The organism is Microcoleus sp. POL10_C6 (genome assembly GCF_036701585.1).
Classification (GTDB): Bacteria; Cyanobacteriota; Cyanobacteriia; order Cyanobacteriales; family Microcoleaceae; genus Microcoleus.
On record NZ_JAUBRB010000016.1, the window covers coordinates 44,952 to 67,456 of the forward strand.

The following is a 22,505-nucleotide window of genomic DNA, read 5'->3' on the forward strand; positions in this document are numbered from 1 at the left end:
ACTCCACAGACGAATCTGGGATATTGAACAAGAGTCTAAGATTTTGGGAGTTCCATGACTACTATCGGAGGCTTGTATCCTTTTTTTGGGGGTCATCTTTGTTGGGTGTCACTCTTTTTTAGGAGCTAGTTTTTGAATACGAGACGGTGCTGGCGTCAAATTCAAATATTCATTTTTATCTTCAACAACTGATGATCTCGATGCTGGATACTTCTTGCGTTTAGGGGCATGATTCGCAACTGTGCCCAAGCATGGTATGCCAAAATTTTCTAATTGACTGAAAACTTTTTTGACTACAGAAAAGGGAACCTGCTGAATTGCTACAACCATCAGTATGCCATCGGTGCGCGCCGCTAAAAAATTCGTATCTTTACTGTCAACTAGCGGCGGCGTATCGTAGATAACTAAGTCAAATTTTGCCTGAAGTTCTTCCATTAAATACTGCATCTGAGATGATGCCAGCCGTCTGGCAGTACCAGGATCCGGGAGACCGGCAGTTAATACAAAAAGATTATCTGCTAGATGCGATCGTTGGATAATTTCATTGGGTTCGTTTTTATGGTCGAGCAAGTTGCTCAATCCCTTGACATTAGGCAGTTCCAACAGCAAGTGCAGACTGGGGGAATGCAAATTAGCGTCTACTAACAGCACTCGCTGACCCGCCAGCGCTGCCACGTGAGCTAAGTTTAAAGCAACGGTAGATTTGCCTTCGCCAACTGTAGCCGAACCAATTGCCACAGAGCTAATCGTTCGATTTGAAGAAAGAAAGCGGATATTAGTATAAAGAGAGTCAAAAGCTTCTATAAATTCCGCAGCAATTTTCTTATTACCCTCTTTTCCTTCAATATAAGCATAGGCATTAGCAATAGAAGGCGGCAATTTTCTAGCATTTTTGTCCAGAGGAATTGCTCCCAATAAAGGCGCATCAACCGCATCTTTAACGTCATCAGCACAGTAGAAAATATTGCGGAACTTTTCAATGAGGATAGCAGCTCCCAGACCCAAAACTAGCGCTCCAACAACTGCCATCATTAATTTGTTTTTAGCTTTCGATGGAACTGGCATTAGGTTGCCCTTCTCATCTCGCGGTATCCGTGGTTCAGAAATTATTTCCCAAGGTACTTGGCTTTGAGCTGCTTGGACGCGCAGAGTTTCCCGCTGGCTTAAAAGTTGATCGCGGGTGCGGGCGGCTACTTCTAATTGCTGTTGCAGTTCGTTGTAGCGGCGGGCTATGGTGGGGAATTCTGTTGCTTGCCTGTTTAAATTGTTTTTAGTTTGAGTGATTGCCTGAAGGCGAGCTTCTAAGACTTCAACTTGGTTAGCAGTATCAACCAATTGTTTAATCAAGCCTATGCGAATAGAATTTTGAAAATTTTGAACTTTAGAATTAGCTTGGGTGCCGACTAAATTTTGCCCCAAAATTCGATCAGTTTGCTGGTTGAGCAAAGCTACTAAATTTGCCCGCTTGCGCTCTAAAGCTTCCACTATAGGGTTAGCAGATTTAAAACGAGCTGTTTCTACAGCAATCTGACCTTCTACTTCCTTAACCTTGGTCAGCAACTCTTTATATTGAGGCTCTTCGCTTAAAGCTGAAGCGGCAATAGCTTCATTTGGTGTAAAATCTAATTGTTTTTGCAAGTTAGCGTACAGCGTTTTCTGTTCTTGCAGTAGCCTTTGAGTTTCTAACTCTAAAGTTTCTACGGTACGAACTTGCTGGATTAATTGCGCGCCTTGTTCTTGAGGATTGGTAATCTTTTGCTGCTGCTGTATCAACTGTAACTCCGATTTCAGGTCGTTTACGCGCTTATTGAGTCCCGGAAGCTGGTCTTCAATAAATTTAACACCTTCACCAATCCGAGTCTTGCGTTCATCAAGACTGTACTTTAAATATTTCTTTTTAGTTTCTTGTAAAACGAACTCAACTAATTTAGTATCATTCCCCATGAAGCGAACTTCCAAAATTTTAGTCAGCGTCCTCTCATCTTCTCCTATCCGCAAAACGATTAATTCTTTTTCAAGAATTTTTTCGGTAACTTTTGGATATCGTTTTTGGACTTGTTTAACAATAGCCGACAGCATCTGAGGACTCTTGAGAATTTCAAGTTGAGTTGCGTAGTCCAAACTAAAAAAATCTCGATTAGGCACTGCCCCCCCCTCGCCGCGATTGGCTAGGGCAGAGGGATCAGCAATTCTGGCCTCCGTTGTCACGGGTTCCACTAGCATCCGAAAATCGCCTTGATATGTTTTCTTGCCTCCCTTGATCTGATAAACAGCTCCAGTGCCTACTAGACCTATAATCCCAATAATGATTAGGGCTTGTCGCTGAAAAGTCCTCAACAACGGCTTTACATTCAATCCTTTCTGAGGCTGCGCGCTTAAATCTTCTCCCTCGTCAACGGAAAATTGCTGCACCTGTCGGCTCTGGTTGCTAATGGGTACGATATGAGCGTCCTGTTCTCTTTCCATGTTGACCTCTTGGATATTTTGTGGGTAAAATCAGCTTTCTTCTGCGAGCCTTCGGATTGATACTTTGAGCATTGGCTTAAGGATATCACACGAAATTATGGGTTGGTTGAGCCCACTTCCTTCTAATAGTTCTCACTACTTTCACATAGTATACAAAAATAACTAAATCCCTATGCTAGGCCGGCAGTAAAAGTTCTTTTACAACTGCTGGAGAGTTATATCAGACTGCATTTGGCTCTGCTGCGTTGTGCTTGTATTTCGGGTTTCCGGGCGACGAAGCAAACTTTTTCAGGTGTCGCTCAGCTTCCCGACAGGGGGTTCCATAACTTTACCAAACTTTTACAATTGACCGTAACACCTCAGCCGCTGCTTGCGCTGGTATTGATTTGTCCTCTATGCCATTTTTCGGTTCAGAGTCAACGGCAGAAGCACTTATTAACTTATGCGCTAACTGACCGGCTAAAAGGTTTTGCATTTCCCATGTCGATATAATTAGCCACATTCAGCAGATTTTTTGGAACGGCAACTAATCCAATCAATTTCCGAGAAAAATCTGTTTCTTCTTTTAATTATAAACTTTTTGAGGAGTTGGATGACTGATTAAGTGTATATACTTAGTTTACCGTGGTGATTATATCACCAACTCATCTCTATAGTGCGCGACAGACATAAAATTTAATAAGTTGTGTTCTCAAGCTCGATCGACATCTCGAACAACTCCAGCCTTCGGGGTTTTTCTACCGGGGCGGATGGCGCGGCGCGATTTATGTATTTTCGTAAAAAAACTAGGTTTCTGGGTTCCGGAGCTATTACTAAAACTATCGCTTTGATTCGCCCTCCGAGCCAGCTATAGCAATCCTTTCGGTAAACGCGCAACGGACTTTTTTTGAATTAACCGATGCCATAAGAAGATGACACATTGTTAAATACAAAAAGAGTTCGCACAGGATGGGAGGATTGCTATTAATCTCGCCCGGATTAGCTATCGGTAGTTGTGGTTTTTTGATTTTACTAATTACCAACTACTTTTTATTAGCGCTTACTGATTTTGTGCTTTTCTTTCTCGCAGCTTCAACAATATTTCTGCATGAACTTCGCGGGTTATGGGATAAAAATAGGTAAGAATCATGCCAGCAATTAAAGCAATTGTGGGCAGCGGCCCGATCGCAACTCGAATCGCAAACAGTGCAGAATCTGGCTGTACGGGGGCCGGCTGTCCGGGAACGGTAGAGAGAAATCCAGCTCCTTCTAATGCTTGGCCTACCAACCACAAACCCCCTGCCAATCCGATTTTTTGCAGCAGTACCATAAATGAATAGAAAACGCCTTCGCGTCTTTCTCCTGTTTGCAGTTCGTCGAGTTCGATCACATCCGGTATCATCGACCAAGGTATTAGATAAGCCGTGGAAACTCCGATACCTGCCATGACTGCTAATATGTACATCTGCAATACTTGTCCTGGTTGGAGGAAAAACAGTCCAGCTTGGGCAATAATCCACAAACTCATGCCCATAAAATATACGGCTTTTTTGCCGTATCTCTCGCTGACTTTACTCCAAACAAAGAGCATGATTAATGCAGTGCCTTGAACTGCGATCGCCACCAAGCTAAAAACGTACTGTGGCTGTTGCATCCAGTTAACAACAAAGTAGGGAATAATAGTAGCAGTCAACTGCACTCCCAGCCAAGAAAAAAGATAAATTCCAATGACGTACAAAAAAGGGCGATTGCTAAATGCAATCTGCAACTGTTCTTTCAGTGGCAAGGATGTAGAATTATCTAGGTCTGCGTTTTCTAATAGTTGGGCTGCGACGTGCTTGCGAGTTCCCAAAACACACCAGTACAAAGGCAAGACAGAGATAACTGCACAGATTGCACCTAATACTAAATATTGTTGATTCGGGTCTTTTTCAAATACACGAAAGATAATTAGAGCTAAGATCAATGAAAGGATGCTGCCGCCAATGGAGAAAGCAAATCGAAAACTATTAAGGCTAGTGCGTTCGTTGTAGTCTTGAGTAAGTTCTGGAGTCAGGGCAGTGTAGGGAAGATTGACAGCCGTGTAGGCGGTGTTGAACAAAATGCTGATTGCAACATAGTACCAAAATAACACTGTGTGATCCGTGCTAGGTACAATCCACTGCAATAAGAAGAATATGCCGAAGGGAATGCCACCATATATTATCCAAGGATATCGGCGGCCCCAAGGATGAGAAGTGCGATCGCTCAAAACCCCCACAATCGGGTCATTTATGGCATCCCAAACCTTGCCAACTACTAAAATATTACTGGCTAAGCCAGCAGGTAAACCAGCGACATTGGTAAAGAAAACTAGCAGGTAAAATGCCAAAACATTAGCGGTAATTGCCGGGCCGAGGTCGCCGGCACCGTAAGCTAATTTTGTTGATAAACTGAGTTTTTGTGTTGCGGGATTTTTGGCGGCTGGTTGAGGCGGGGAAGTGTTGCTCATAAACTTTGATTTCAGGATGTTTTTGCAGTGACAGTCTTTCCAGTAGGAGTATAACTCACGCTACGCCCTAATACTAAGTTTTTTGTAGCGATCGGGATTATTGTGAAGAATTGGTAATTGGTAATTGATAATTGGTAATTTATAGGTGGGTAGGGGCAGGTTTACGAGATTCTTGGTTTTAGGCAATTATTCTTGGTAAAACCTGCCCCTACTTAAGGAAACAGTTGCGAAATCTGAACTTCTATTTCGGGAAATGCCAGCATTGACAAAACATCATCTTCATTAAATACTGTTTCTTGTCGGTAGTTTGCCTCGCCCGGTTCGCGAAAAACATAAACTTGCCGCGTGTTAACATCAAGTATCCAATAATCAGTAATTCCCGCCTTAGCATAAGCCGATGCTTTTCGCTTGCGGTCTGTTTCTAAAGTCGTGTCAGCTATTTCTACTAATAAAAAAATATTGTCGGGCGCGGGATGAAAATCTTGGTACAGTCGAGGGTCTATTTGCACTACAGCAATATCCGGTTCTGGTTCTGAATTATAACTTAGAGCGATCGGGTCTTGAATGCGAATTAAAGCAAGTCCTGCCAGCAGATTTCTGAGATAGTCGGCTGCACAGAGGTTAGTTGCTGCGTGGGGAGGATTTTTTGCACTCCTTGAAATAATTAGCCCGTCAATTAATTCGACTCGTTCATCGGGATTGAGAATGCCTGTTTCGGTCATGCGGCGGTATTCCTCTACAGTCCACAAGCGTAAATCTGTTACAGTCATGGCACAATTTCCTTGGGCGATATTATCTATTATCTATTATCGATTCACATTCTAGTTTTTCTTAAATTACTCGGTCAACAATCTAGATTTTGTTGTAATTGCTCCCACACACCACAAAATGGCATTAACAATTTCCGATCGCTGAATATCTTCTGCGTCTAAAAAACTTGCAAACTCTTCCTCAATATTCAAATGGTCTGCCAAATCATAAAGTATGCGCTTGTATTCAGTTGGCATCGGTATTAAAGTAGCTTTCACTAAATCGAAAAGCGCGTTCAAACAGTTGAGGATAGTAGCTGATTCGTCAAAATCTTCGGCATCGAGCAAGTATAGCGTTTCTGCAATGTCGCAAATAGCGTCTATTTGTGTGGGTGGCTTTCCCAGTTCGCTGACATCGATATTGCACAATTGGAGAGCGTTAATAGCTAGTTCTGGACGGGTAAAAAATACAAGTTGACCGCCGGCTATTAAGGGCGGCTCTTGTTCTCCATAGACAATTAGAGTATATAGATTTGGTATTTCGGTGCCGGGGTCGATCCGGAAACCGAACAGCCACAACAATTTTTCTGTATTTGGGTTCGCTGTTTGCAGTGTTGTTGGCAAAGTTTTGGGTTCTGACATGAATTTGTAATCCCTATAATACGCTCTTAAACCCGGTTTCTACGCAAAATCTGGGTTTTAGTAATAATAAATCTACACAGCAACCGGGTTTATAAGGCAAGAGTGCGTAATCTTTTTCCTATAAATTTTGCTGGATGATGTCGCAGCATTCGGCAACAGTTGCTCTTTCTTCCATTGCTGATACTAGGGCTTCGTAAGCTGATTTGTGGCTTTCGATCAAGTTTTTTGCTCGCAGCGAACCCCAGTTTTGTTTGAGTTGAATTTCGGAACTGGGGCGGCGCAGTTGTGTTAAAATTGCGCTAATTTTTGTGCGGTCTTCTGCTCCTCCTTGTGCGCTGCCGTAAACAAATTTTTCGGCGACTATTCCGGCCATCCACACGGTGCAGTATTGGTCTAAAAGTTGGGAGGAAAGAGTGCCCTTTTGCAGTTGAGATGCTAATTGTTCGTCTTCAAATCGGACGCCACCTTGGGCTGTTTGACCTTGTTTAAATGCTTCCCAAGCGTTGAGGGCGTAGCTGGTTACGGGAATTCCTAACAGGTGGGCGACTAGGAAGTGTCCGGCTTCGTGGTGAAGGATACGATCGCGCTTTTGTTTGGAAGTTCCCCCCAGCCAATCTAATAAAATAGTACCGCCTTGACCTTGCCACTGGAAACTGTCAAGGGTGGCTAGCCCCAACAGGCAAAAAGTGGCGATCGCAGGTACGGCTTCTGGCAAGTTGAATAGGGGCCCCAACAATATTGAAACGGTGATGGCAAAGATAGAAATAGCAATAATATTCAAAGAAGTGTCTTTCATAATGGGGAATTGGTAACTGGGAATTGGTAATGGGGAATTTGTAATAGGGAATTGGTAATGGGAATTGGTTTTAGAGGTAAACTCAGGTACGATCGCGCGATCGGTTTGGCAGCGTCGGGTCGATCGCAGCAGCCGGGACTTCCGACAAAAACTCCATCTTCCAGTTTGACTGAAAATTGTCGCTCTCAAGCCACCGATATTAAAAAGATATTAAAATAAATCAAAGTCCAGTAAAAGTGTTAGTGGAATCCTTCATGTCAGTTTTGGCAGCGATCGCAGTTTTAGGTATCTTGATTGTCGTTCACGAACTCGGCCACTTCTTGGCGGCGAGACTTCAACACATCCACGTCAACCGCTTCTCTATCGGTTTCGGGCCCATCCTCTGGAAGTACCAAGGCCCGGAAACTGAATACGCCCTCCGCGCCTTTCCCCTGGGAGGTTTCGTGGGTTTTCCGGACGACGATCCCGACAGTACAATTCCCCCAAATGACCCGAATTTGCTCAAAAATCGCCCCGTGCTCGATCGGGCGATCGTCATTAGTGCAGGGGTAATTGCCAACTTAATTTTTGCTTATTTCCTGCTGGTGGTGCAATTGAGCACTGTCGGCGCTGCACAAATGAACTACCTACCGGGAGTTAAAGTCCCGGAAGTCGCCGCAGAAGTCAGTTCTGCCGCGAAACAAGCCGGAATTCGATCGGGCGACGTTGTTCTGTCTGTTGACGGCAAGGAATTGGGCGCTTCCCGCGAAGCAATCAAATTGTTGGTCACAGCAATCCAAGATCATCCCAACCAACCCCTAGCGTTGGAAATTCAGCGCCAAGAACAAAAATTTTTGGTGACAGTAACTCCTGAAGAGTCGCCCGACGGCAAAGGTCGCATTGGCGTGCAGCTAACTTCTAACGGCACTGTCGTGCGTCAGAGGGCCGGATTTGTAGAGGCGTTTAGCAAGGCCGCCAAAGAATTTGAGCGGATTGTGGTGCTGACGGTTCAAGGTTTCGGGCAGTTACTTAGCAATTTCAGCCAGACTGCCGACAAGTTGTCTGGGCCTGTGGCGATTGTGGCGATTGGTGCAGGGATTGCCAAATCGGATGCTGCGAGTTTGTTTCAGTATGCTGTGCTAATTAGCGTCAATTTGGCTGTGATTAATATCTTGCCTTTACCTGCTTTAGATGGTGGCCAGCTAGCTTTTTTGTTAATCGAAGGACTGCGGGGCAAGCCTCTGCCGAACCGCATTCAGGAAAATGTCATGCAGACTGGTTTGGTGTTGTTGCTGGGTTTGGGAGTGTTCTTGATTATTCGCGATACTGCTAATTTGGCTGGGTTTGATTTGCGAAATTTCATGCAATAGTAAATGAAGGAAGGAAGAAGGAAGACGGAAGAAGGAAGAAGGAAGAATTATGTCTAGTTTTCCGTTTTCATATTTTCCTATTTTTCCCTCTTCTTTTTTTTCTACGCAAGCGAGGCACAGCCTCTGTTTATGGGTTCCCCGGTCGTGCCTGGGAAGCAGTTAAAAACAAATGACTAATAACTAATAACTAATAACTAATGACTAATGACTAATGACTAAAAAGTTAAGTTTAAAACAACGATCGCTAGAAATTCTGATTCGCATCAAACGCCTCTATCCAGAAGCTCCTTGCACTCTTAACTACGAAACTCCCGTGCAGTTGCTGGTGGCGACGATTCTCTCGGCTCAGTGTACGGACGATCGAGTAAATCTGGTAACGCCGGCTTTGTTTGAGCGTTTTCCCGATGCGGAGGCTTTGGCAAATGCTGATTTAGAAGAATTGGAAAGTCTCGTGCGATCGACTGGTTTCTACCGGAATAAGTCTAAAAACATTAAAGGTGCTTGTCAGGCGATCGTCAATAAATTTAACAATCAAGTGCCGCAGCGGATGGAACTGCTGCTAGAATTGCCCGGAGTTGCCCGCAAAACTGCTAATGTCGTTCTCGCCCACGCCTTTGGTATTAATATGGGCGTGACGGTAGACACTCACGTCAAACGTTTGACTCAGCGGTTGGGATTGACCGAACATACCGATCCTATAAGGATCGAGCGGGATTTGATGATATTGTTACCGCAGCCAGATTGGGAAAATTGGTCGATTCGGTTGGTTTATCACGGCAGGGCAGTTTGTAATGCGAGAAATCCGGTTTGCAATATTTGCGAACTTGCAGATTTGTGCCCTTCTGCTAATAGTTTGGTGTTGCGCCAAGGTTAAGTACAGGCAAGATGCCTGTACCACAAAAATGTGGAGTGATTGTGGAATATCATTTCCGGTTATACCGGAATGATGTTGACGGTTGACTGTTGACAGTTGACAGTGAACCGTCAACTGTCAACTCGAATTTACTATTCCGATGCTAACGGATTTGATAGAACAGGAATCTTGCCTGTTGCTAAAAATGTTGAGTTATTGTGGAACAGGCATCTTGCCTGTTGCTAAAAACCTTGAATAATTGTGGAACAGGCATCTTGCCTGTTGCTAAAAATGTTGAGTTATTGTGGAACAGGCATCTTGCCTGTTGCTAAAAATGTTGTTAACAAAAGAAATAATTCAAATAAAAGAGATCCGAACTCACCAAAATATAGTACAATAGTAGATTGTGATTTATCTAAGGATATCAACAGATTATGGCTAAGAAGAGCATGGTCGAGCGCGAGAAAAAGCGCCAGAGACTCGTAGACAAGTACGCCGACAAGCGGGAAGACCTGAAAGACCAGTTTGACCAGGCTAACAATCAGATGGACAAAATGGCGATTCACCGCCAACTACAACAGCTACCCCGCAGCAGTTCGCGGACTCGCTTGCGGAACCGCTGCTGGGCAACTGGACGGCCCAGAGGTTACTATCGTGACTTCGGACTGTCTCGCAACATGATGCGAGAAATGGCTCACGAAGGTCTTTTGCCCGGTGTTGTGAAGTCTAGCTGGTAGCACGAAGGAAGAAGGGAGAAGGAAGAAGGAAGAAGGAAGAAAGAAGGAAAAAACTCACAATTAATCGGCAGGATTAGGTTTGGGGTTGATTTTTGTTTCAGACTTATGAGTTAAATTTTCCTCCTTCTTGCTTCACTGGCCACAGCATTTATCGATGCCGAGACTTTCGAGTAACAAGTCGCTGACGGCATTGGCGATCGCAAATTCGCCGTAGAAGCTTTTAGAAAAATCATAGGCCTGCATTTCGGTGACGATCGCAATTACAAGGCTGCCCACGTCATTTTCGCCTTCCATGCGCTGGCGGACATAGATTTGGGCAGCTCTTTTAGCTATTTGCTGGTTGGCTGCTTCTGGGATAAACTCGGAGTCTAGCCATGCCAGCAGCGTTTGTTGGAGCCATTGGCCTTCTTGTTCGGGGTTTTTGGCGGGCGGTAAGGTAATAGGTTCGATGGTTTCAGACATGATTATTCCTAATTGCTAATGTTGACTTTGAAAAGTTAACTGAGAAATGACAACTGATAAATATATGCAATATGATATACCGACAATTATACAAGGATACGCGCAAGGCTATTTCTTGATGGCAAATGACGGCGAGGAAAGTTTGGGGTGGTATTCGAGCCGTCAGCGGGCGCTGATTCCCCTGGATGAAAAATTTACCTATCCGAAATCCCTGCGTCGCCAACTCAATCAAAATCGGTTTTCGGTGGCTGTAAACCGCGATTTTGGGGCGGTAGTTGAGGGTTGTGCCGATCGCGAAACGACTTGGATTTCTAAGGAACTCAAGAAGATTTACTGGGGTTTGTATGAGGCCGGTTGGGCTTACAGCTTCGAGACTTGGTGCGGGGACGAATTGGCGGGCGGTATTCTCGGATTGTCGATCGGCGGTGCGTTTATTGGGGAGTCGATGTTTTACCGAATTCCCGAGGGTTCTAAGGTGGCGATGGTGAAGTTGGTGGAGAGATTGCGCGATCGATCTTATCTGCTTTTCGACGCTCAAATGAACAATCCGCACTTGGAAAGATTCGGCGCTTATACTGTTAAGGAAAAACTGTACAACACTCTTTTGCAAGCAGCTTTGAAGCGTCGCTGCACGCTATTTTGAATATTAAGTCAGTAGGGAAATGGCCTTGCCATTTTAGGCTCGAATAGTTGGTTCAAACAATAGTATAATTAAGCTCAGATACTTCTCGGAGACAACCACAATGCAAGTCACAACCGAAGAAATTATTTATCCATCCAGCGACGGTCAACCAATGGCCGACAGCACAATACAATACAAATTAATTGTCACAATCAAAGAAGGTTGCGAATCGCTGTTTGAAGATGACCCCAACGTGTTTGTAGCCGCCGATTTACTGTGGTATCCGGTTGAAGGTAGACCAGATATTTCTCAAGCGCCGGATACGATGGTGATATTTGGTAGACCAAAAGGCTAGCGACGTTCCTACATACAATCTCGCGAAGATAATATTGCTCCCCAAGTCGTCTTTGAAATTCGCTCCCACAACGATAGTAACACAAAAATGAACAAGAAACTTTCATTTTACTATCGTTATGGAGTCGAGGAGTATTACCTTTACGATCCAGAAAGAAATCAGTTAGAAGGTTGGCAAAGAATTGAAGGAATCTTAGAACCAATTGAACCGATGGAGGGAGGGATAAGTCCCAGACTGGGAGTGCGGTTTGAGTTACCAGAAGAAGGGTTAGAAATCCATCGCCCTGATGGAGAAAAGTTTCTTTCCTATTCCGAAATAAATGCAGAGCGGCTATTAGAGCGACGGCGCGCCGAACAAGAATTTCAGCGTGCAGAAGAAGCCTCGCAGCGCGCCGAAGAAGCCTCGCAGCGTGCCGAACAAGAAGCTCAAAAAGCCGAACGTTTAGCCGCCAAACTGCGCGAATTGAACATCGATCCTGATAGCATCTAAGCTCTAACTAGGAGAATAAACCCGGTTTGTCAAAGAAATCGGGTTTCTGGGGATTGCAGTTATTTACTTTTTTCAGGGCGAACGGGGATATTTGGTCGATCGCCCCCAGCTCAAATTACCTATACTACAATATATAATACAGATATTCGAGCCAAAATCCTTGGTGCTCAGAAAAATCCTAATCGAGGCCCCTTGAATGTGCCAAAATGTTCAAGCAAACATTAGTAAATCCTACACGGAGCAATTGTTGTGGATTCCAGATATAACCCCCAATCCATAGAAGAAAAATGGCAGCAGACATGGGCTGAGCAAAACTTAGACCAGATGCCAGAAGATACGCAAAAGCCTAAATTTTATGCCTTATCCATGTTCCCCTACCCGTCGGGAAACTTGCACATGGGACACGTCCGCAACTACACAATCATCGATGTAATTGCCAGACTCAAGCGAATGCAAGGTTATCGGGTATTGAATCCGATGGGATGGGACGCTTTTGGTTTGCCCGCAGAAAATGCAGCTATCGAGCGAGGAATTCCCCCTGCACAATGGACTTATCAAAACATTGCCCAAATGAAAGGCTTATTTCGCCGCCTGGGTATTTCTTTCGACTGGACAAAAGAAGTTACAACTTGTTCTCCCGATTATTATCGGTGGACTCAATGGATTTTCTTGCAATTTTTAGAAGCAGGATTAGCTTATCAAAAAGAAGCCGCAGTTAATTGGGACCCTATAGACCAAACAGTTTTAGCAAACGAACAAGTAGATAACGAAGGTCGTTCCTGGCGTTCCGGTGCAAAAGTCGAGCGCAAATTATTGCGGCAGTGGTTCCTCAAAATTACCGATTACGCCGAACAGTTATTAAACGACTTAGACAAATTGCCAGATTGGCCAGAAAGAGTCAAATTAATGCAAGCCAACTGGATCGGCAAATCAGTCGGCGCTTACTTAGAATTTCCGATTGTCGGAATGGATGAAAAAATCGCCGTTTTCACCACACGTCCCGATACAGTTTACGGCGTCAGTTACCTTGTTTTAGCGCCGGAACATCCACTAACTAAGCGCGTAACAACCGAAGATAGAAAAACCGCCGTAGAAACCTTCATCAAAGAAGTCGCTGCCCAAAGCGAGATCGATCGCACAGCCGAAGACAAACCAAAGCGCGGCATCCCCACAGGCGGCAAAGCAATCAATCCTTTCAACGGCGAAGAAATCCCCATTTGGATTGCCGATTATGTGCTGTACGAATACGGCACCGGCGCAGTTATGGGAGTACCAGCCCACGACACGCGAGATTTCAAATTTGCCAATCAATATCAACTGCCAATTAAAGTAGTAATTGTGGATGATGATGAAGTTCCGCTGACCGAAGCTTACACCGAACCAGGAATTATGATTAATTCCGAAAGCTTCAACGGCATGGATTCAATTAAAGGCAAAGCCGCAATTATTCACCATGCCGAAAATGCAGGTTATGGCAAAGCCCGAATCCAATACCGCTTGAGAGATTGGTTAATTTCTAGACAGCGTTATTGGGGCGCTCCGATTCCCGTAATTCACTGTCCCACCTGCGGAACAGTCCCCGTACCCCAATCGGATTTGCCCGTATTGTTGCCGGAAAATGTAGAATTTACGGGCAAAGGTTCGCCATTGGCAAAGATGGAAGAATGGGTAAACGTTCCTTGTCCGAGTTGTGGCACTCCGGCGAAGCGGGAAACAGATACGATGGATACTTTTATCGATTCTTCGTGGTATTTCTTGCGCTATCCCGATGCTCAAAATCAAGAGCAAGTCTTCGATTCGGCGAAGACAAATGATTGGATGCCCGTAGACCAATATGTGGGCGGCATCGAACACGCAATCTTGCACTTACTGTATTCGCGGTTCTTTACCAAGGTTTTGCGCGATCGGGGTTTAATCAATTGTGACGAACCATTTAAACGCCTGTTAACTCAAGGCATGGTACAAGCAATGGCCTACAAAAATCCTGTTACTGGCAAATACGTTCCCCCAGCAGATATAGACCCCGCAAATCCCCAAGATCCTCAAACGGGTGAAGCTTTAGAAGTCTTCTATGAGAAGATGTCAAAATCCAAATATAACGGCGTTGACCCCTTGGAAGTTATGGGCAAATATGGGGTAGATACGGCGCGGATGTTTATTTTATTCAAAGCGCCACCAGAGAAGGATTTGGAGTGGGACGACGCTGATGTGGAAGGGCAATTTCGCTTTTTAAATCGCGTTTGGCGCGTGGTTACAGAGTTTGCTGGACGAGTCCCTGCGACCCCCGCTCAAGCAGGAGAGAATGCTGAATTAAGTAAACCTGAGAAGGATTTGCGGCGGGCAATTCACACTGCAATCAAGGAAGTGAGCGACGATTTGGAGGGTGATTATCAGTTCAATACTGCTGTTTCGGAAATGATGAAACTCAGCAATGCTTTGAATGATGCTAAATGTAAAGATTCGCCAGTTTATGCAGAAGGAATTAACACTTTGATTCGATTGTTAGCGCCTTTTGCGCCGCATATTGCTGATGAGTTATGGCACAATACGGGTAACAGTGAATCGGTGCATACGCAAACTTGGCCTAGTGTCGATCCATCTGCATTAATTACCGATGAAATTACGCTGGTAATTCAAGTTATGGGCAAGACTCGCGGCACAATTCAAGTGCCTTCTGGTGCTGATAAAGCTGCGTTGGAAAAGTTTGCTCGCGAGTCTGAATTGGCTAAGCGTCACCTTGAAGGTAAGGAGATTAAAAAGGTAATTGTGGTGCCTGGAAAGTTGGTGAATTTCGTGGTAGCTGGATAAAGATGAGAAACCCGGTTTATTTATTGAAAAAACCGGGTTTTTAATACTTGCATTAAAAAATTAGCCAGTCCAAAAATGAGTAATAAAAAAAATTCCCGACTATGACTTACGCACTCCGCCTTCATAACGGGGTTTTCCACGTCATCTGCTGATTCTAACAAAGTATTTTCGTGAAAAACCAGGTTTCTGAACACCCATACGTAAGTCCTATTTAATTGTTAGTTTCAAAAAGCAATTGCACGATCGCTCCGCATTCCAATTTTAATACTGATTGAGCGCTGCCGCCATTAACGGCAATTTCTACCCAACCGTCAGAACCAGTTATGGCAATTAAATCGCCCGGTTCGCTGTCGCTGTAGGTTTTACCGCTGGGGATGCGAATTGCCTCACAACTATTGCTAATTGTCAATGACCAATTGTTACCTATAATGCAATTATTCGGGATATTAGTAAGGAGATTGCCGAAGCGATCGACATATTGAATGCAGCCTGCTGCACCTGTGGCTGTAACGGCACAATTTGGTATCTCTAACTCTACTAAACTTGCAGGGTCGAGATCCTCCCCCAACTCTTCCAACGCCACCCCGTTCGCCAAGTGAGCGCCCGCTGCAGCGAAAATATCGCGACCGTGAAAAGTGCTACTGGGTTGAGGTGTGCGCCAGTATTTGGGGTTGGTGAGTTCGACAGATGCGATCGCACTTTCCCGACTCAACACCCCGCTAAACAACCCGTTATCCGGCCCGACAAGAAAGCAATTAGCACATTTAATCGCCACCCCGCGTCTCTTGCTTCCCACACCCGGATCGACGACAGCAACGTGTACGGTTTCCGGCGGAAAATAAGCAAAAGCAGTCATCAAACAAAACCTCGCCGCCGCAATATTTTGAGATGGTATTTGGTGCGTAATGTCAATGACTTTTAACTGCGGGTTAATTTGGGCGATCGCACCTTTCATCACTCCCACATAAACATCGCTTAATCCAAAATCCGTCAGCAGAGTTATAATTCTATTTTTAGACATATATCCAACGGTAAAAATATGGTATCACAATGGGAAAACTTTCTGCAAAACTTGGGAGAATGGCACGGTTCTTTTACCCAGTTATCGCCACGAGGAGAGGTACTTCAAGATACTCCTAGCATTATTTCTATCGAAGGTTTCAATGACAACAAAAATGTGCGATTGAAACTCCGTCGATTTTCCCCAAATCCTAGCGGTGTCGGCGAACCGGAAGTGAGCGAACTTGTTCGAGAATATCAAAGTTTGGGACGAGATATCCTATTTTTTGAGAATGGAGCTTTTTGTCAGGGAACTATTCAACTAGCGCCTTATTCTGAGTGCGGTGCAGAGTTTGGTTTTATCTACAATTATCGTCGGTTGCGCTTCCCTCTGACATACAATACCGACGGCAATTTATCAACACTTATCTTAATTCGGGAAAAGCAGCTTGATAAAAATGTCCCCGAACGTCCGCCTTTAACTGTTGACGATTTGCTGGGAGAGTGGGAGGGCGAGGCGGTGACAATGTATCCAGATTTGCGTTCTCCAGACTTTTATTCTACCAAACTGCAATTGCATTTGGAAAGTAGCGATCGCCTAGTGCAGAAAATTACTTTTGGCAGTAATGCTACTGTTATCAGTTCTAGCGCCAGCATTGACGGTTCTGTATTAAATTTTAACGAAGGTGCTATGCCCGTGCAAGTTGTGCTGCTTCCTGACGGTGGTTCTTGCACTTTACCTGTCAAGATTGAATCCAGAAAACCTATATTTTTCGAGGCAGGTTGGTTGGTAGAACCTGACTTGCGGTTTCGGATGATTCGCAGTTACAACGATCGGGGTGAATGGGTAAGTTTGACTTTAGTTACTGAACGCAAAGTTAGTCATTAATCCCGATCAGTTGTTGATGATTAAGATTGAGTATTTTGGGCGGGCTATGAGCAACGCCCCACAATAAACTTAATGTATTGTAGAACGGGCATCGGGCCCGTTCTAAAAATAGTACAATATCTCAGAATTACAAACATTTTTCCGATTTAGGAATCGGATTTTGTTTCCTGAGTTTGCGAGTGAATCACCGCACTCCAATCATCATTGTTAACAGCAGCTTCCAGATGTTGGTGTCGTTCGCTATCATTTTCGGCGGCTGTTTCTAACTCTTTGGTAAGAGTGGAATCGGCCATTGCTTTGCGTAATTTCAGCTTCTTTTCCTCATAACCTTTTTGTTCCTCAGCAGACATAGCAGCGCGGGCTGCTTGGCCTACCGTAGCCGCCCACATTTCGCTTTCAGCACCGTTGCCCGGCGGAATGCTGCCAATTTCTGCTATCCAAGCATCGCGCAAACTTTCCATTTCTTCCCGCTTTGGGAATTTGAAAGTTTGCACACGCAGGAAAGCGCAATTTTCAACGCCATTTTGGGCAATGTGACCGTTGATTGAAAGCAGGATATTTCGCGAATAACCTATAAACTGAGTGTTGCGGGAAGTGTCCATTACAGCGTAAACGCCGGCGACTTTCGCGTTAGTTGCCAAATCGCGCCATGTATCGATCGACATTACTTGCGTGCCGTCGTTTTCTAATTCAGTAATAGTGGCTGCTGCGCTGTGTTCTGAGTCGGAACTGTATAAAAAATTGTGCAGTCCTTCATGGGCGACAGGTACGTTTTGATGTTCAATTGCTACGTCTCGATCGGCATTCACTTGATTAGCTTCCATTAAATTCAATTCCTCAAAAAATGTCAACTTTATTCATTAAATCCCACTTTCAGGGGCGGGTTGAAAAACCCACCCCACAATTAAGTTATCTTTGTGGAACAGGCATCTTGCCTGTTCTACTGTTTTTGTGGGCCTTATCTACTTAACTTACGGCAATTTGTTGCAATTCCTCGTCAGTCAATTTAACTTCGAGCGCCCGCACAGAGTCCTCAATACTCGATACTTTGGTCGCACCGGGAATCGGAACTATGCAGGGCGATTGGGCAATCAACCAAGCTAATACTATACAGTAAACTGAAACGTTTTTTTCTGCTGCTAATTTGGCGATCGCGGGCATATCTTGCAAGCTTGTGGCGCGGCGGCTTCCTCCTAAAGGGCTCCAAGGAAAAAATGTCAGTTTTTCGGTTTCGCAATATTCCAGTACGCCGTCTGATTCTGGCTGTCTGTGCCAAGGATTATATTGATTCTGAACAGAGACAATTTCTACTGTATCGCGGGCGCGTTTGATCTGCTCTACAGAAAAGTTGGAAACTCCAATAAATCGAATCATTCCTGCTTCTACGGCTTCTTTTGCGGGTGCTAGGGCTGCTTCGATGGTATAAGCGGGATCGGGTGAGTGATATTGCCAAAGGTCGATCGGTTCCTTGCCGCCCAATGCTTCAAAACTTTCCCGAATTGTCTTGCGTAAATGATGGGGGTTGCCGTTGCGCGTCCACGCACCTTGAGGCCGCATTAAGCCGCCTTTAGTGGCCACTGTAACGGCCCTAACATCTCCGCTGTACTGTTGCAAAGCTTTGGCAATCAGGTGTTCGTTGTGGTGTTTGTCGGATTGATCTTGGCAGTAGGAATCTGCGGTGTCAATTAGGGTGACACCCAAATCGAGGGCGCGGTGAATTACCGCAATTGATTGCGATTCGGGCGGCCGGCCACTTAAGGACATTGGCATACCTCCAAGACCGATCGCGCTGATAGTAAAATTACTGTTACCCAGTTTTTTTCTTTTCATTGGTTTGCCTGCGTTTGCGTGGTTTATTTCCAGTTTACATTTCCAGGATAGGTTGAAATATTACATTTATTTAACTATCTAAGTAAATAGAAGAAAATATTTTTTAGATAAGCTGTTTTGCCTTTTAAATGTATATTTAAATTCCCTATTCCCCACGTGTCAAATCCTCTCCCTCTCAAACATAATAGACAATCTAGATCTGCAGCAGCTTACCTACCTACTTAACTAGCTGGAAGCGCTGGTATAAAAGCGGAGGGCAAATTGCCAGAAGTAGCGGGAGAAAAATAACAGCCCGATCGCCAATATTCCCGCCCCTGCGATCCAAACGATTTCACCTCTCCCCAGCATGGCTTCTGCAGGCACAGTCGTCAAGAAGGCAACGGGAACTACGAAAGTGAAGAAAAATCGATAAGCTGCAGGATAAGCTGCCATGGGAAATCTACCCGCTTCTAACAATCCTTCGAGAACTTCGGTAACATTGTAAATTTTGACAAACCAAATGCTGGTTGCCCCTAACATAAACCATATACTGTAAAGAGTAATAGTTCCGAATAACAGCGGTATTGCTGTTAAAAAATAGTTGCCGATTGTTACTCCCAATTTGTTAGCAGCATACAGCAGCAATACGGTGCCCAAGATTAAATCTGGGATTCCCCAAGGCGAAACTGTGTTTGCAGATAGCCAGAATTGGGAACTGATGGGTTTGAGGAGTACGAAATCGAGAGTACCTTGCTGGACTCGATCGACAATACGGCTGAGATTAGGTGCTAGAAAGGTTGCCGAAAACCCCTGCAAAATCGTGAAAATACCGAGTACAACTAAGGCTTCTTCCCATTTCCACCCAGAAAACGTGTAACCGGTACGGTAAAACAAAAATAGCCCAAACAAGCTGCCCGCAAGATTTCCGAGGCTGCTGATGGCCGCGAGGACAAAGTTGATTCGGTATTCTAGTTCCGCGGAGATCGCCGCACCCCAGAACAATTTCAGTACGTGCAAATATCGTCCCATGTTTGTCGCCATTTTTTGCCGTGTAAATACTTAAATTCCCATATTGTAAAGCTTGTGTGAAGTTAACTGCTGTAGTGGCTGCTCATTTCACTATAACAATAAATTATTGATACCGTTTACGTAAGTAGTTTTACTGAGAAAGGGTATTAAGTTATTTAACACAATTTAAACAAAAACTACAATTATTAAATTAAGTCAATCTTAAGCCCCTATATTTTGGCAATTATTAAGCATCGTTCATGTTTTGACACAAAAATCTGCTTAACTGATTGGAAATACTAATATGTTACAAGTTTTAATATTATAAATATTTGACAAACATCTAGCCATACCCAAACTGAACACTTAGGATGGGGCATACGTACTCAAAAGAAATACGTAATCCAAAATACGTAATCATACGTAGCAAAGAGGGATCGAGAAATTGACTTAAGTAACAACACGTAAGGGAAAAAAGACATGGATGCTTTAACATTATCGAGACTGGGCGTCAAGCACACCAAGAGTGCAGTGGCCGAATCGCTGCGGATCAATACAGGATACGACGTGACAAGCCCAGTCACTTTTTACGGGATTGTCAACGAGCGCTGCAATGTAAAATGCCGGCAGTGCGAGTATTGGCGGCTCAAAGAATATAAAGACGAAATGACGATCGAAGAATGGCAAAATGCCCTCTTGAGCGTCAAAGAATTTGTGGGCGAATTTTCAATCAACTTTAGCGGCGGCGAACCTTATATTAAAAAAGGTTTTCTAGACTTACTTGCCTTTGCGAATAAAAATGGCATTCACGCCGGCGTCACCACCAACGGCTATTGCATGACCAGGGAAAACGCAGCCAAAACTGTCGCTGCTCGTCCTTTTAATGTGAATATGTCAGTTGACGGGCCGAATGCAGAACTGCACGATTATTTGCGGGGTCAACCGGGATTGTTCGATCGGCTTTCTAAAGGAATCGGTTATCTGCGCGAAGAACAAGAAAAACAGAACGTCCTGTTTCCGATCAACGTCAAACCGACAATGAACCGACTCAATTTCCGCCACCTCCCGGAAATAGTCTCCTGGGCTCAGGGAATTGGGGCGACGACGGTGAACTTCCAACCAGTCAACCGCTGGACACCAGAAACATACGAGGAATTGTGGATTGAAAAAGAAGACATGGAGGAATTTGCACAAGTAATCGAGCAGCTAATTGAAATGAAGAACAACGGTGCTCCGATTATGAACAGCGATGAAGTGTTGCGATTGATGATTCCTCACTTTGCCGAAGAAACAGCTCCTGATTCAACTCGTCCTTGTCGCGTTGGACTCCGCAATTACTGGATTGATACGCGCGGCGATGTGAAATTGTGCGATGAGTTCCCGGTAATTGGTAATGTGAAAAATGCCAGCGCCCGCGAGATTTGGTACGGAGAAAAAGCTCAGGAAGTCCGTCGCGATACTTTGAATTGCGGCAAGCTGTGTCTGATTACTTGTGTCTCGCAAAAGACGATTTTGGACAAGGTAAAAATGGGGGTGAAATTATTAAAAAATTGAGGTTTGATCTGTGTTAGTCTTGCTTGGGTTTATGGGGACCGGGTTTTATCAGAAACCCGGTTTTTAATTTATTTGTATTCGTTTTTGCTGTCGATTTCCATTTGTTCTTGAGTGCGATATTTCTGCTCTTGTTCCTTTTGTTTGTATAATTCTAGTTGTTCGCGATGGCGCTGACGTGCCCTCTCTTATTCCGGTTCAATTCCACCTGTTCGATTTCTATCATCCCGCAAATTGTGGATGTTGTCTCCTGGAACAAATCTTGATTAGCAATCAGGTAGTTTAAGAATTTTGCAACTTGGCTTTTATATTTGCGCGATCACAAACTCAGGAACTTCGGCAAAAACACCAGTTGCCACCTTCAATGGAAAAAGTTTTGATTTTAGGATTACTTTCGATATAATTTTTCGCATTAATATCAACAGTATTGCTGTATCCTGGCAAATGCTGCAATTATTTAGCACAATCAAATATTGGGGTTCTGATTTCAACTAACAATTGCTTTAACTTCGCGAGTTAAATTTCTCGATTTGGTTCCGCTTCTATTTGAGTGAATTCTGGCAGCTTTCTTTCTAATTCGCTGGCTATTTGCTGGCATCGGCGATAGCCATTTTCAGGCTAAAAAGAGCGATAGCCTGCGCGTTGAGAAAAAGACATAAAGTGCGATCGCCATTTCAACGACAGCTTCGATGGGATACTCAATAGCCGCCGCGCGGGTAATGAGGGCGATGCGGATGCGATCTGGTAGGTAAGCGAGGATGGATTGAGCGTCAGCCGGAATTTGGCGGGCTGCTTGCGGTTGTCCGTCGGTCATGAAGATGGGGAGCGATCGCAACTGAGCGCTGCTAATCTCAAGGATGCTATCATAGATTAACAGTTACTATGTCTTTATAGGTAAATAACATGAACGCTAAAGAATTGCTCCTTAAAGAAGTGGATAATATCCCCGAATTTATATTAGAAGAAGTGTGGGATTTTCTGCAATTTCTCAAAGCCAAGTATGATAAAGATAAGTTAGAAGCAAGCCTGCTCAGTGAATCTTCTTTGCAAAAAGACTGGTTAAGATTAGAGGAGGATGAAGCATGGCAGAATTTGTAAAAGGTGATGTGATAGTTGTTCCTTTCCCATTTTCAGATTTAACACAAGCCAAGCGCCGACCGGCTTTAGTCATAGCAACTTTGGCAGGAGACGATCTAATTCTTTGTCAGATTACTAGCCAGACGCTCGCCGATCGCTATGCTATTACCCTTGAAAGTAGTGATTTTAGCGAGGGCGGACTTAACCAAACGAGCAACATTAGACCTAATCGCTTGTTTACCGCTGATCGAGAAATTATACTTTATAAAGCTGGTAAGCTTAAACCTGAGAAGTTGAACGAGGCGATCGCCAAGATAGTTGAAATTCTTCACCAGTAATTCTCTATTGTCAAGCGTTCCTCAGCTCACAATGCT

At 44.3% G+C, this 22,505-nt stretch carries 21 protein-coding genes and 1 pseudogene; 11 read left to right on the forward strand and 11 right to left on the reverse strand.

The features are described from left to right. Window positions 1-108: 108 nt before the first annotated feature. The 5 genes from QUA34_RS11250 to QUA34_RS11270 form a co-directional block, all read right to left on the reverse strand. The gene (locus tag QUA34_RS11250) at window positions 109-2,466 is read right to left on the reverse strand and encodes a polysaccharide biosynthesis tyrosine autokinase (protein WP_333325269.1); all 2,358 of its coding nucleotides are present in this window, start codon (window positions 2,464-2,466) and stop codon (window positions 109-111) included. Between the two features lie 1,039 nt (window positions 2,467-3,505). After that, on the reverse strand, window positions 3,506-4,936 hold the full coding sequence (locus QUA34_RS11255) for an MFS transporter (RefSeq protein ID WP_333386556.1): 1,431 nt from the start codon (window positions 4,934-4,936) through the stop codon (window positions 3,506-3,508). A gap of 212 nt (window positions 4,937-5,148) precedes the next feature. After that, the gene (locus tag QUA34_RS11260; protein ID WP_333386559.1) at window positions 5,149-5,706 is read right to left on the reverse strand and encodes a Uma2 family endonuclease; all 558 of its coding nucleotides are present in this window, start codon (window positions 5,704-5,706) and stop codon (window positions 5,149-5,151) included. 66 nt (window positions 5,707-5,772) lie between these two features. Beyond that, complete coding sequence (locus QUA34_RS11265) at window positions 5,773-6,327, reverse strand: hypothetical protein (protein ID WP_333325260.1); 555 nt, start codon at window positions 6,325-6,327, stop codon at window positions 5,773-5,775. A 118-nt stretch (window positions 6,328-6,445) separates the two neighbouring features. Further along, the gene (locus QUA34_RS11270) at window positions 6,446-7,123 is read right to left on the reverse strand and encodes an ATP-dependent Zn protease (RefSeq protein WP_333386562.1); all 678 of its coding nucleotides are present in this window, start codon (window positions 7,121-7,123) and stop codon (window positions 6,446-6,448) included. A gap of 57 nt (window positions 7,124-7,180) precedes the next feature. Between QUA34_RS11270 and QUA34_RS11275 the strand changes: the two genes are divergently transcribed. The 4 genes from QUA34_RS11275 to rpsN all read left to right on the forward strand — a co-directional run bounded on the left by QUA34_RS11275 (window position 7,181) and on the right by rpsN (window position 10,062). Further along, window positions 7,181-7,342 (forward strand): hypothetical protein, encoded by a 162-nt coding sequence (locus QUA34_RS11275; RefSeq protein WP_333386564.1) that lies wholly within the window; start codon window positions 7,181-7,183, stop codon window positions 7,340-7,342. Window positions 7,343-7,377: 35 nt separating this feature from the next. Continuing rightward, window positions 7,378-8,472, forward strand: coding sequence for an RIP metalloprotease RseP (rseP, locus tag QUA34_RS11280; protein ID WP_333386567.1), 1,095 nt, complete (start codon window positions 7,378-7,380; stop codon window positions 8,470-8,472). A gap of 211 nt (window positions 8,473-8,683) precedes the next feature. Further along, entirely contained in the window at window positions 8,684-9,346 is a 663-nt protein-coding gene (gene nth / locus QUA34_RS11285) for an endonuclease III (RefSeq protein ID WP_333386570.1), read from the forward strand. Window positions 9,347-9,759: 413 nt separating this feature from the next. Continuing rightward, window positions 9,760-10,062 carry a 30S ribosomal protein S14 gene (rpsN, locus tag QUA34_RS11290; RefSeq protein WP_006633844.1) on the forward strand — a complete coding sequence of 101 codons (303 nt, stop codon included), beginning with the start codon at window positions 9,760-9,762 and terminating at the stop codon, window positions 10,060-10,062. Window positions 10,063-10,194: 132 nt separating this feature from the next. Here rpsN and QUA34_RS11295 read toward each other — a convergent pair whose 3' ends face one another. Next, window positions 10,195-10,524: a hypothetical protein gene (locus tag QUA34_RS11295; protein ID WP_190740107.1), complete on the reverse strand. Its 330-nt coding sequence runs from the start codon at window positions 10,522-10,524 to the stop codon at window positions 10,195-10,197. A 46-nt stretch (window positions 10,525-10,570) separates the two neighbouring features. Between QUA34_RS11295 and aat the strand changes: the two genes are divergently transcribed. From aat to leuS, 3 genes and pseudogenes are all read left to right on the forward strand, one after another. Beyond that, window positions 10,571-11,167 (forward strand): leucyl/phenylalanyl-tRNA--protein transferase, encoded by a 597-nt coding sequence (gene aat, locus QUA34_RS11300; RefSeq protein WP_445242813.1) that lies wholly within the window; start codon window positions 10,571-10,573, stop codon window positions 11,165-11,167. 100 nt (window positions 11,168-11,267) lie between these two features. Next, a pseudogene (locus QUA34_RS11305) lies at window positions 11,268-11,990 on the forward strand (Uma2 family endonuclease). Window positions 11,991-12,239: 249 nt separating this feature from the next. Beyond that, a complete protein-coding gene (gene leuS, locus QUA34_RS11310; RefSeq protein ID WP_333386573.1) occupies window positions 12,240-14,798 on the forward strand; it encodes a leucine--tRNA ligase in 2,559 nt (852 codons plus the stop codon). A gap of 211 nt (window positions 14,799-15,009) precedes the next feature. Here leuS and QUA34_RS11315 read toward each other — a convergent pair whose 3' ends face one another. Continuing rightward, window positions 15,010-15,819, reverse strand: coding sequence for an SAM-dependent chlorinase/fluorinase (locus QUA34_RS11315; RefSeq protein WP_333386576.1), 810 nt, complete (start codon window positions 15,817-15,819; stop codon window positions 15,010-15,012). A gap of 18 nt (window positions 15,820-15,837) precedes the next feature. Here QUA34_RS11315 and QUA34_RS11320 point away from each other — a divergent pair, with 18 nt between their 5' ends. Next, window positions 15,838-16,686, forward strand: a complete 849-nt coding sequence (locus QUA34_RS11320; RefSeq protein WP_333386578.1) for a DUF3598 family protein — start codon at window positions 15,838-15,840, stop codon at window positions 16,684-16,686. A gap of 146 nt (window positions 16,687-16,832) precedes the next feature. Here QUA34_RS11320 and QUA34_RS11325 read toward each other — a convergent pair whose 3' ends face one another. The 3 genes from QUA34_RS11325 to QUA34_RS11335 all read right to left on the reverse strand — a co-directional run bounded on the left by QUA34_RS11325 (window position 16,833) and on the right by QUA34_RS11335 (window position 19,536). Next, complete coding sequence (locus QUA34_RS11325) at window positions 16,833-17,510, reverse strand: GIY-YIG nuclease family protein (protein WP_333386580.1); 678 nt, start codon at window positions 17,508-17,510, stop codon at window positions 16,833-16,835. A gap of 142 nt (window positions 17,511-17,652) precedes the next feature. After that, window positions 17,653-18,516 carry an aldo/keto reductase gene (locus QUA34_RS11330; protein WP_333386583.1) on the reverse strand — a complete coding sequence of 288 codons (864 nt, stop codon included), beginning with the start codon at window positions 18,514-18,516 and terminating at the stop codon, window positions 17,653-17,655. A 225-nt stretch (window positions 18,517-18,741) separates the two neighbouring features. Then, window positions 18,742-19,536 carry an ABC transporter permease gene (locus QUA34_RS11335; protein ID WP_445242814.1) on the reverse strand — a complete coding sequence of 265 codons (795 nt, stop codon included), beginning with the start codon at window positions 19,534-19,536 and terminating at the stop codon, window positions 18,742-18,744. Window positions 19,537-19,983: 447 nt separating this feature from the next. On the opposite strand from QUA34_RS11335, the gene QUA34_RS11340 reads away from it, so the two are divergent. Then, window positions 19,984-21,057, forward strand: coding sequence for a radical SAM protein (locus QUA34_RS11340; protein WP_333386586.1), 1,074 nt, complete (start codon window positions 19,984-19,986; stop codon window positions 21,055-21,057). Window positions 21,058-21,667: 610 nt separating this feature from the next. Here the strand turns inward: QUA34_RS11340 and QUA34_RS11345 are convergent. Beyond that, window positions 21,668-21,868 (reverse strand): hypothetical protein, encoded by a 201-nt coding sequence (locus tag QUA34_RS11345; protein WP_333212265.1) that lies wholly within the window; start codon window positions 21,866-21,868, stop codon window positions 21,668-21,670. 89 nt (window positions 21,869-21,957) lie between these two features. Here QUA34_RS11345 and QUA34_RS11350 point away from each other — a divergent pair, with 89 nt between their 5' ends. Both QUA34_RS11350 and QUA34_RS11355 read left to right on the forward strand, forming a co-directional pair. Next, entirely contained in the window at window positions 21,958-22,152 is a 195-nt protein-coding gene (locus tag QUA34_RS11350; RefSeq protein ID WP_333386589.1) for a hypothetical protein, read from the forward strand. Continuing rightward, window positions 22,137-22,469 (forward strand): type II toxin-antitoxin system PemK/MazF family toxin, encoded by a 333-nt coding sequence (locus QUA34_RS11355; RefSeq protein ID WP_333161268.1) that lies wholly within the window; start codon window positions 22,137-22,139, stop codon window positions 22,467-22,469. Before QUA34_RS11350 ends, QUA34_RS11355 begins: the two co-directional genes overlap by 16 nt. The last annotated feature ends 36 nt before the right edge of the window (window positions 22,470-22,505 follow it).

Excerpts from the sequence above, each read along its gene's own strand:
- aat (WP_445242813.1), top strand. The coding sequence starts at position 10,571 with ATGACAACTGATAAATATATGCAATATGATATACCGACAATTATACAA.
- nth (WP_333386570.1), top strand. The coding sequence starts at position 8,684 with ATGACTAAAAAGTTAAGTTTAAAACAACGATCGCTAGAAATTCTGATT.
- QUA34_RS11255 (WP_333386556.1), bottom strand. The coding sequence starts at position 4,936 with ATGAGCAACACTTCCCCGCCTCAACCAGCCGCCAAAAATCCCGCAACA.
- QUA34_RS11355 (WP_333161268.1), top strand. The coding sequence starts at position 22,137 with ATGGCAGAATTTGTAAAAGGTGATGTGATAGTTGTTCCTTTCCCATTT.
- QUA34_RS11250 (WP_333325269.1), bottom strand. The coding sequence starts at position 2,466 with ATGGAAAGAGAACAGGACGCTCATATCGTACCCATTAGCAACCAGAGC.
- QUA34_RS11260 (WP_333386559.1), bottom strand. The coding sequence starts at position 5,706 with ATGACTGTAACAGATTTACGCTTGTGGACTGTAGAGGAATACCGCCGC.
- rpsN (WP_006633844.1), top strand. The coding sequence starts at position 9,760 with ATGGCTAAGAAGAGCATGGTCGAGCGCGAGAAAAAGCGCCAGAGACTC.
- QUA34_RS11325 (WP_333386580.1), bottom strand. The coding sequence starts at position 17,510 with ATGGAAGCTAATCAAGTGAATGCCGATCGAGACGTAGCAATTGAACAT.
- QUA34_RS11315 (WP_333386576.1), bottom strand. The coding sequence starts at position 15,819 with ATGTCTAAAAATAGAATTATAACTCTGCTGACGGATTTTGGATTAAGC.
- QUA34_RS11340 (WP_333386586.1), top strand. The coding sequence starts at position 19,984 with ATGGATGCTTTAACATTATCGAGACTGGGCGTCAAGCACACCAAGAGT.
- QUA34_RS11345 (WP_333212265.1), bottom strand. The coding sequence starts at position 21,868 with ATGACCGACGGACAACCGCAAGCAGCCCGCCAAATTCCGGCTGACGCT.
- QUA34_RS11350 (WP_333386589.1), top strand. The coding sequence starts at position 21,958 with ATGAACGCTAAAGAATTGCTCCTTAAAGAAGTGGATAATATCCCCGAA.
- QUA34_RS11320 (WP_333386578.1), top strand. The coding sequence starts at position 15,838 with ATGGTATCACAATGGGAAAACTTTCTGCAAAACTTGGGAGAATGGCAC.
- QUA34_RS11335 (WP_445242814.1), bottom strand. The coding sequence starts at position 19,536 with ATGGCGACAAACATGGGACGATATTTGCACGTACTGAAATTGTTCTGG.
- QUA34_RS11265 (WP_333325260.1), bottom strand. The coding sequence starts at position 6,327 with ATGTCAGAACCCAAAACTTTGCCAACAACACTGCAAACAGCGAACCCA.
- QUA34_RS11295 (WP_190740107.1), bottom strand. The coding sequence starts at position 10,524 with ATGTCTGAAACCATCGAACCTATTACCTTACCGCCCGCCAAAAACCCC.
- QUA34_RS11270 (WP_333386562.1), bottom strand. The coding sequence starts at position 7,123 with ATGAAAGACACTTCTTTGAATATTATTGCTATTTCTATCTTTGCCATC.
- QUA34_RS11330 (WP_333386583.1), bottom strand. The coding sequence starts at position 18,516 with ATGAAAAGAAAAAAACTGGGTAACAGTAATTTTACTATCAGCGCGATC.
- QUA34_RS11275 (WP_333386564.1), top strand. The coding sequence starts at position 7,181 with ATGGGAATTGGTTTTAGAGGTAAACTCAGGTACGATCGCGCGATCGGT.
- rseP (WP_333386567.1), top strand. The coding sequence starts at position 7,378 with ATGTCAGTTTTGGCAGCGATCGCAGTTTTAGGTATCTTGATTGTCGTT.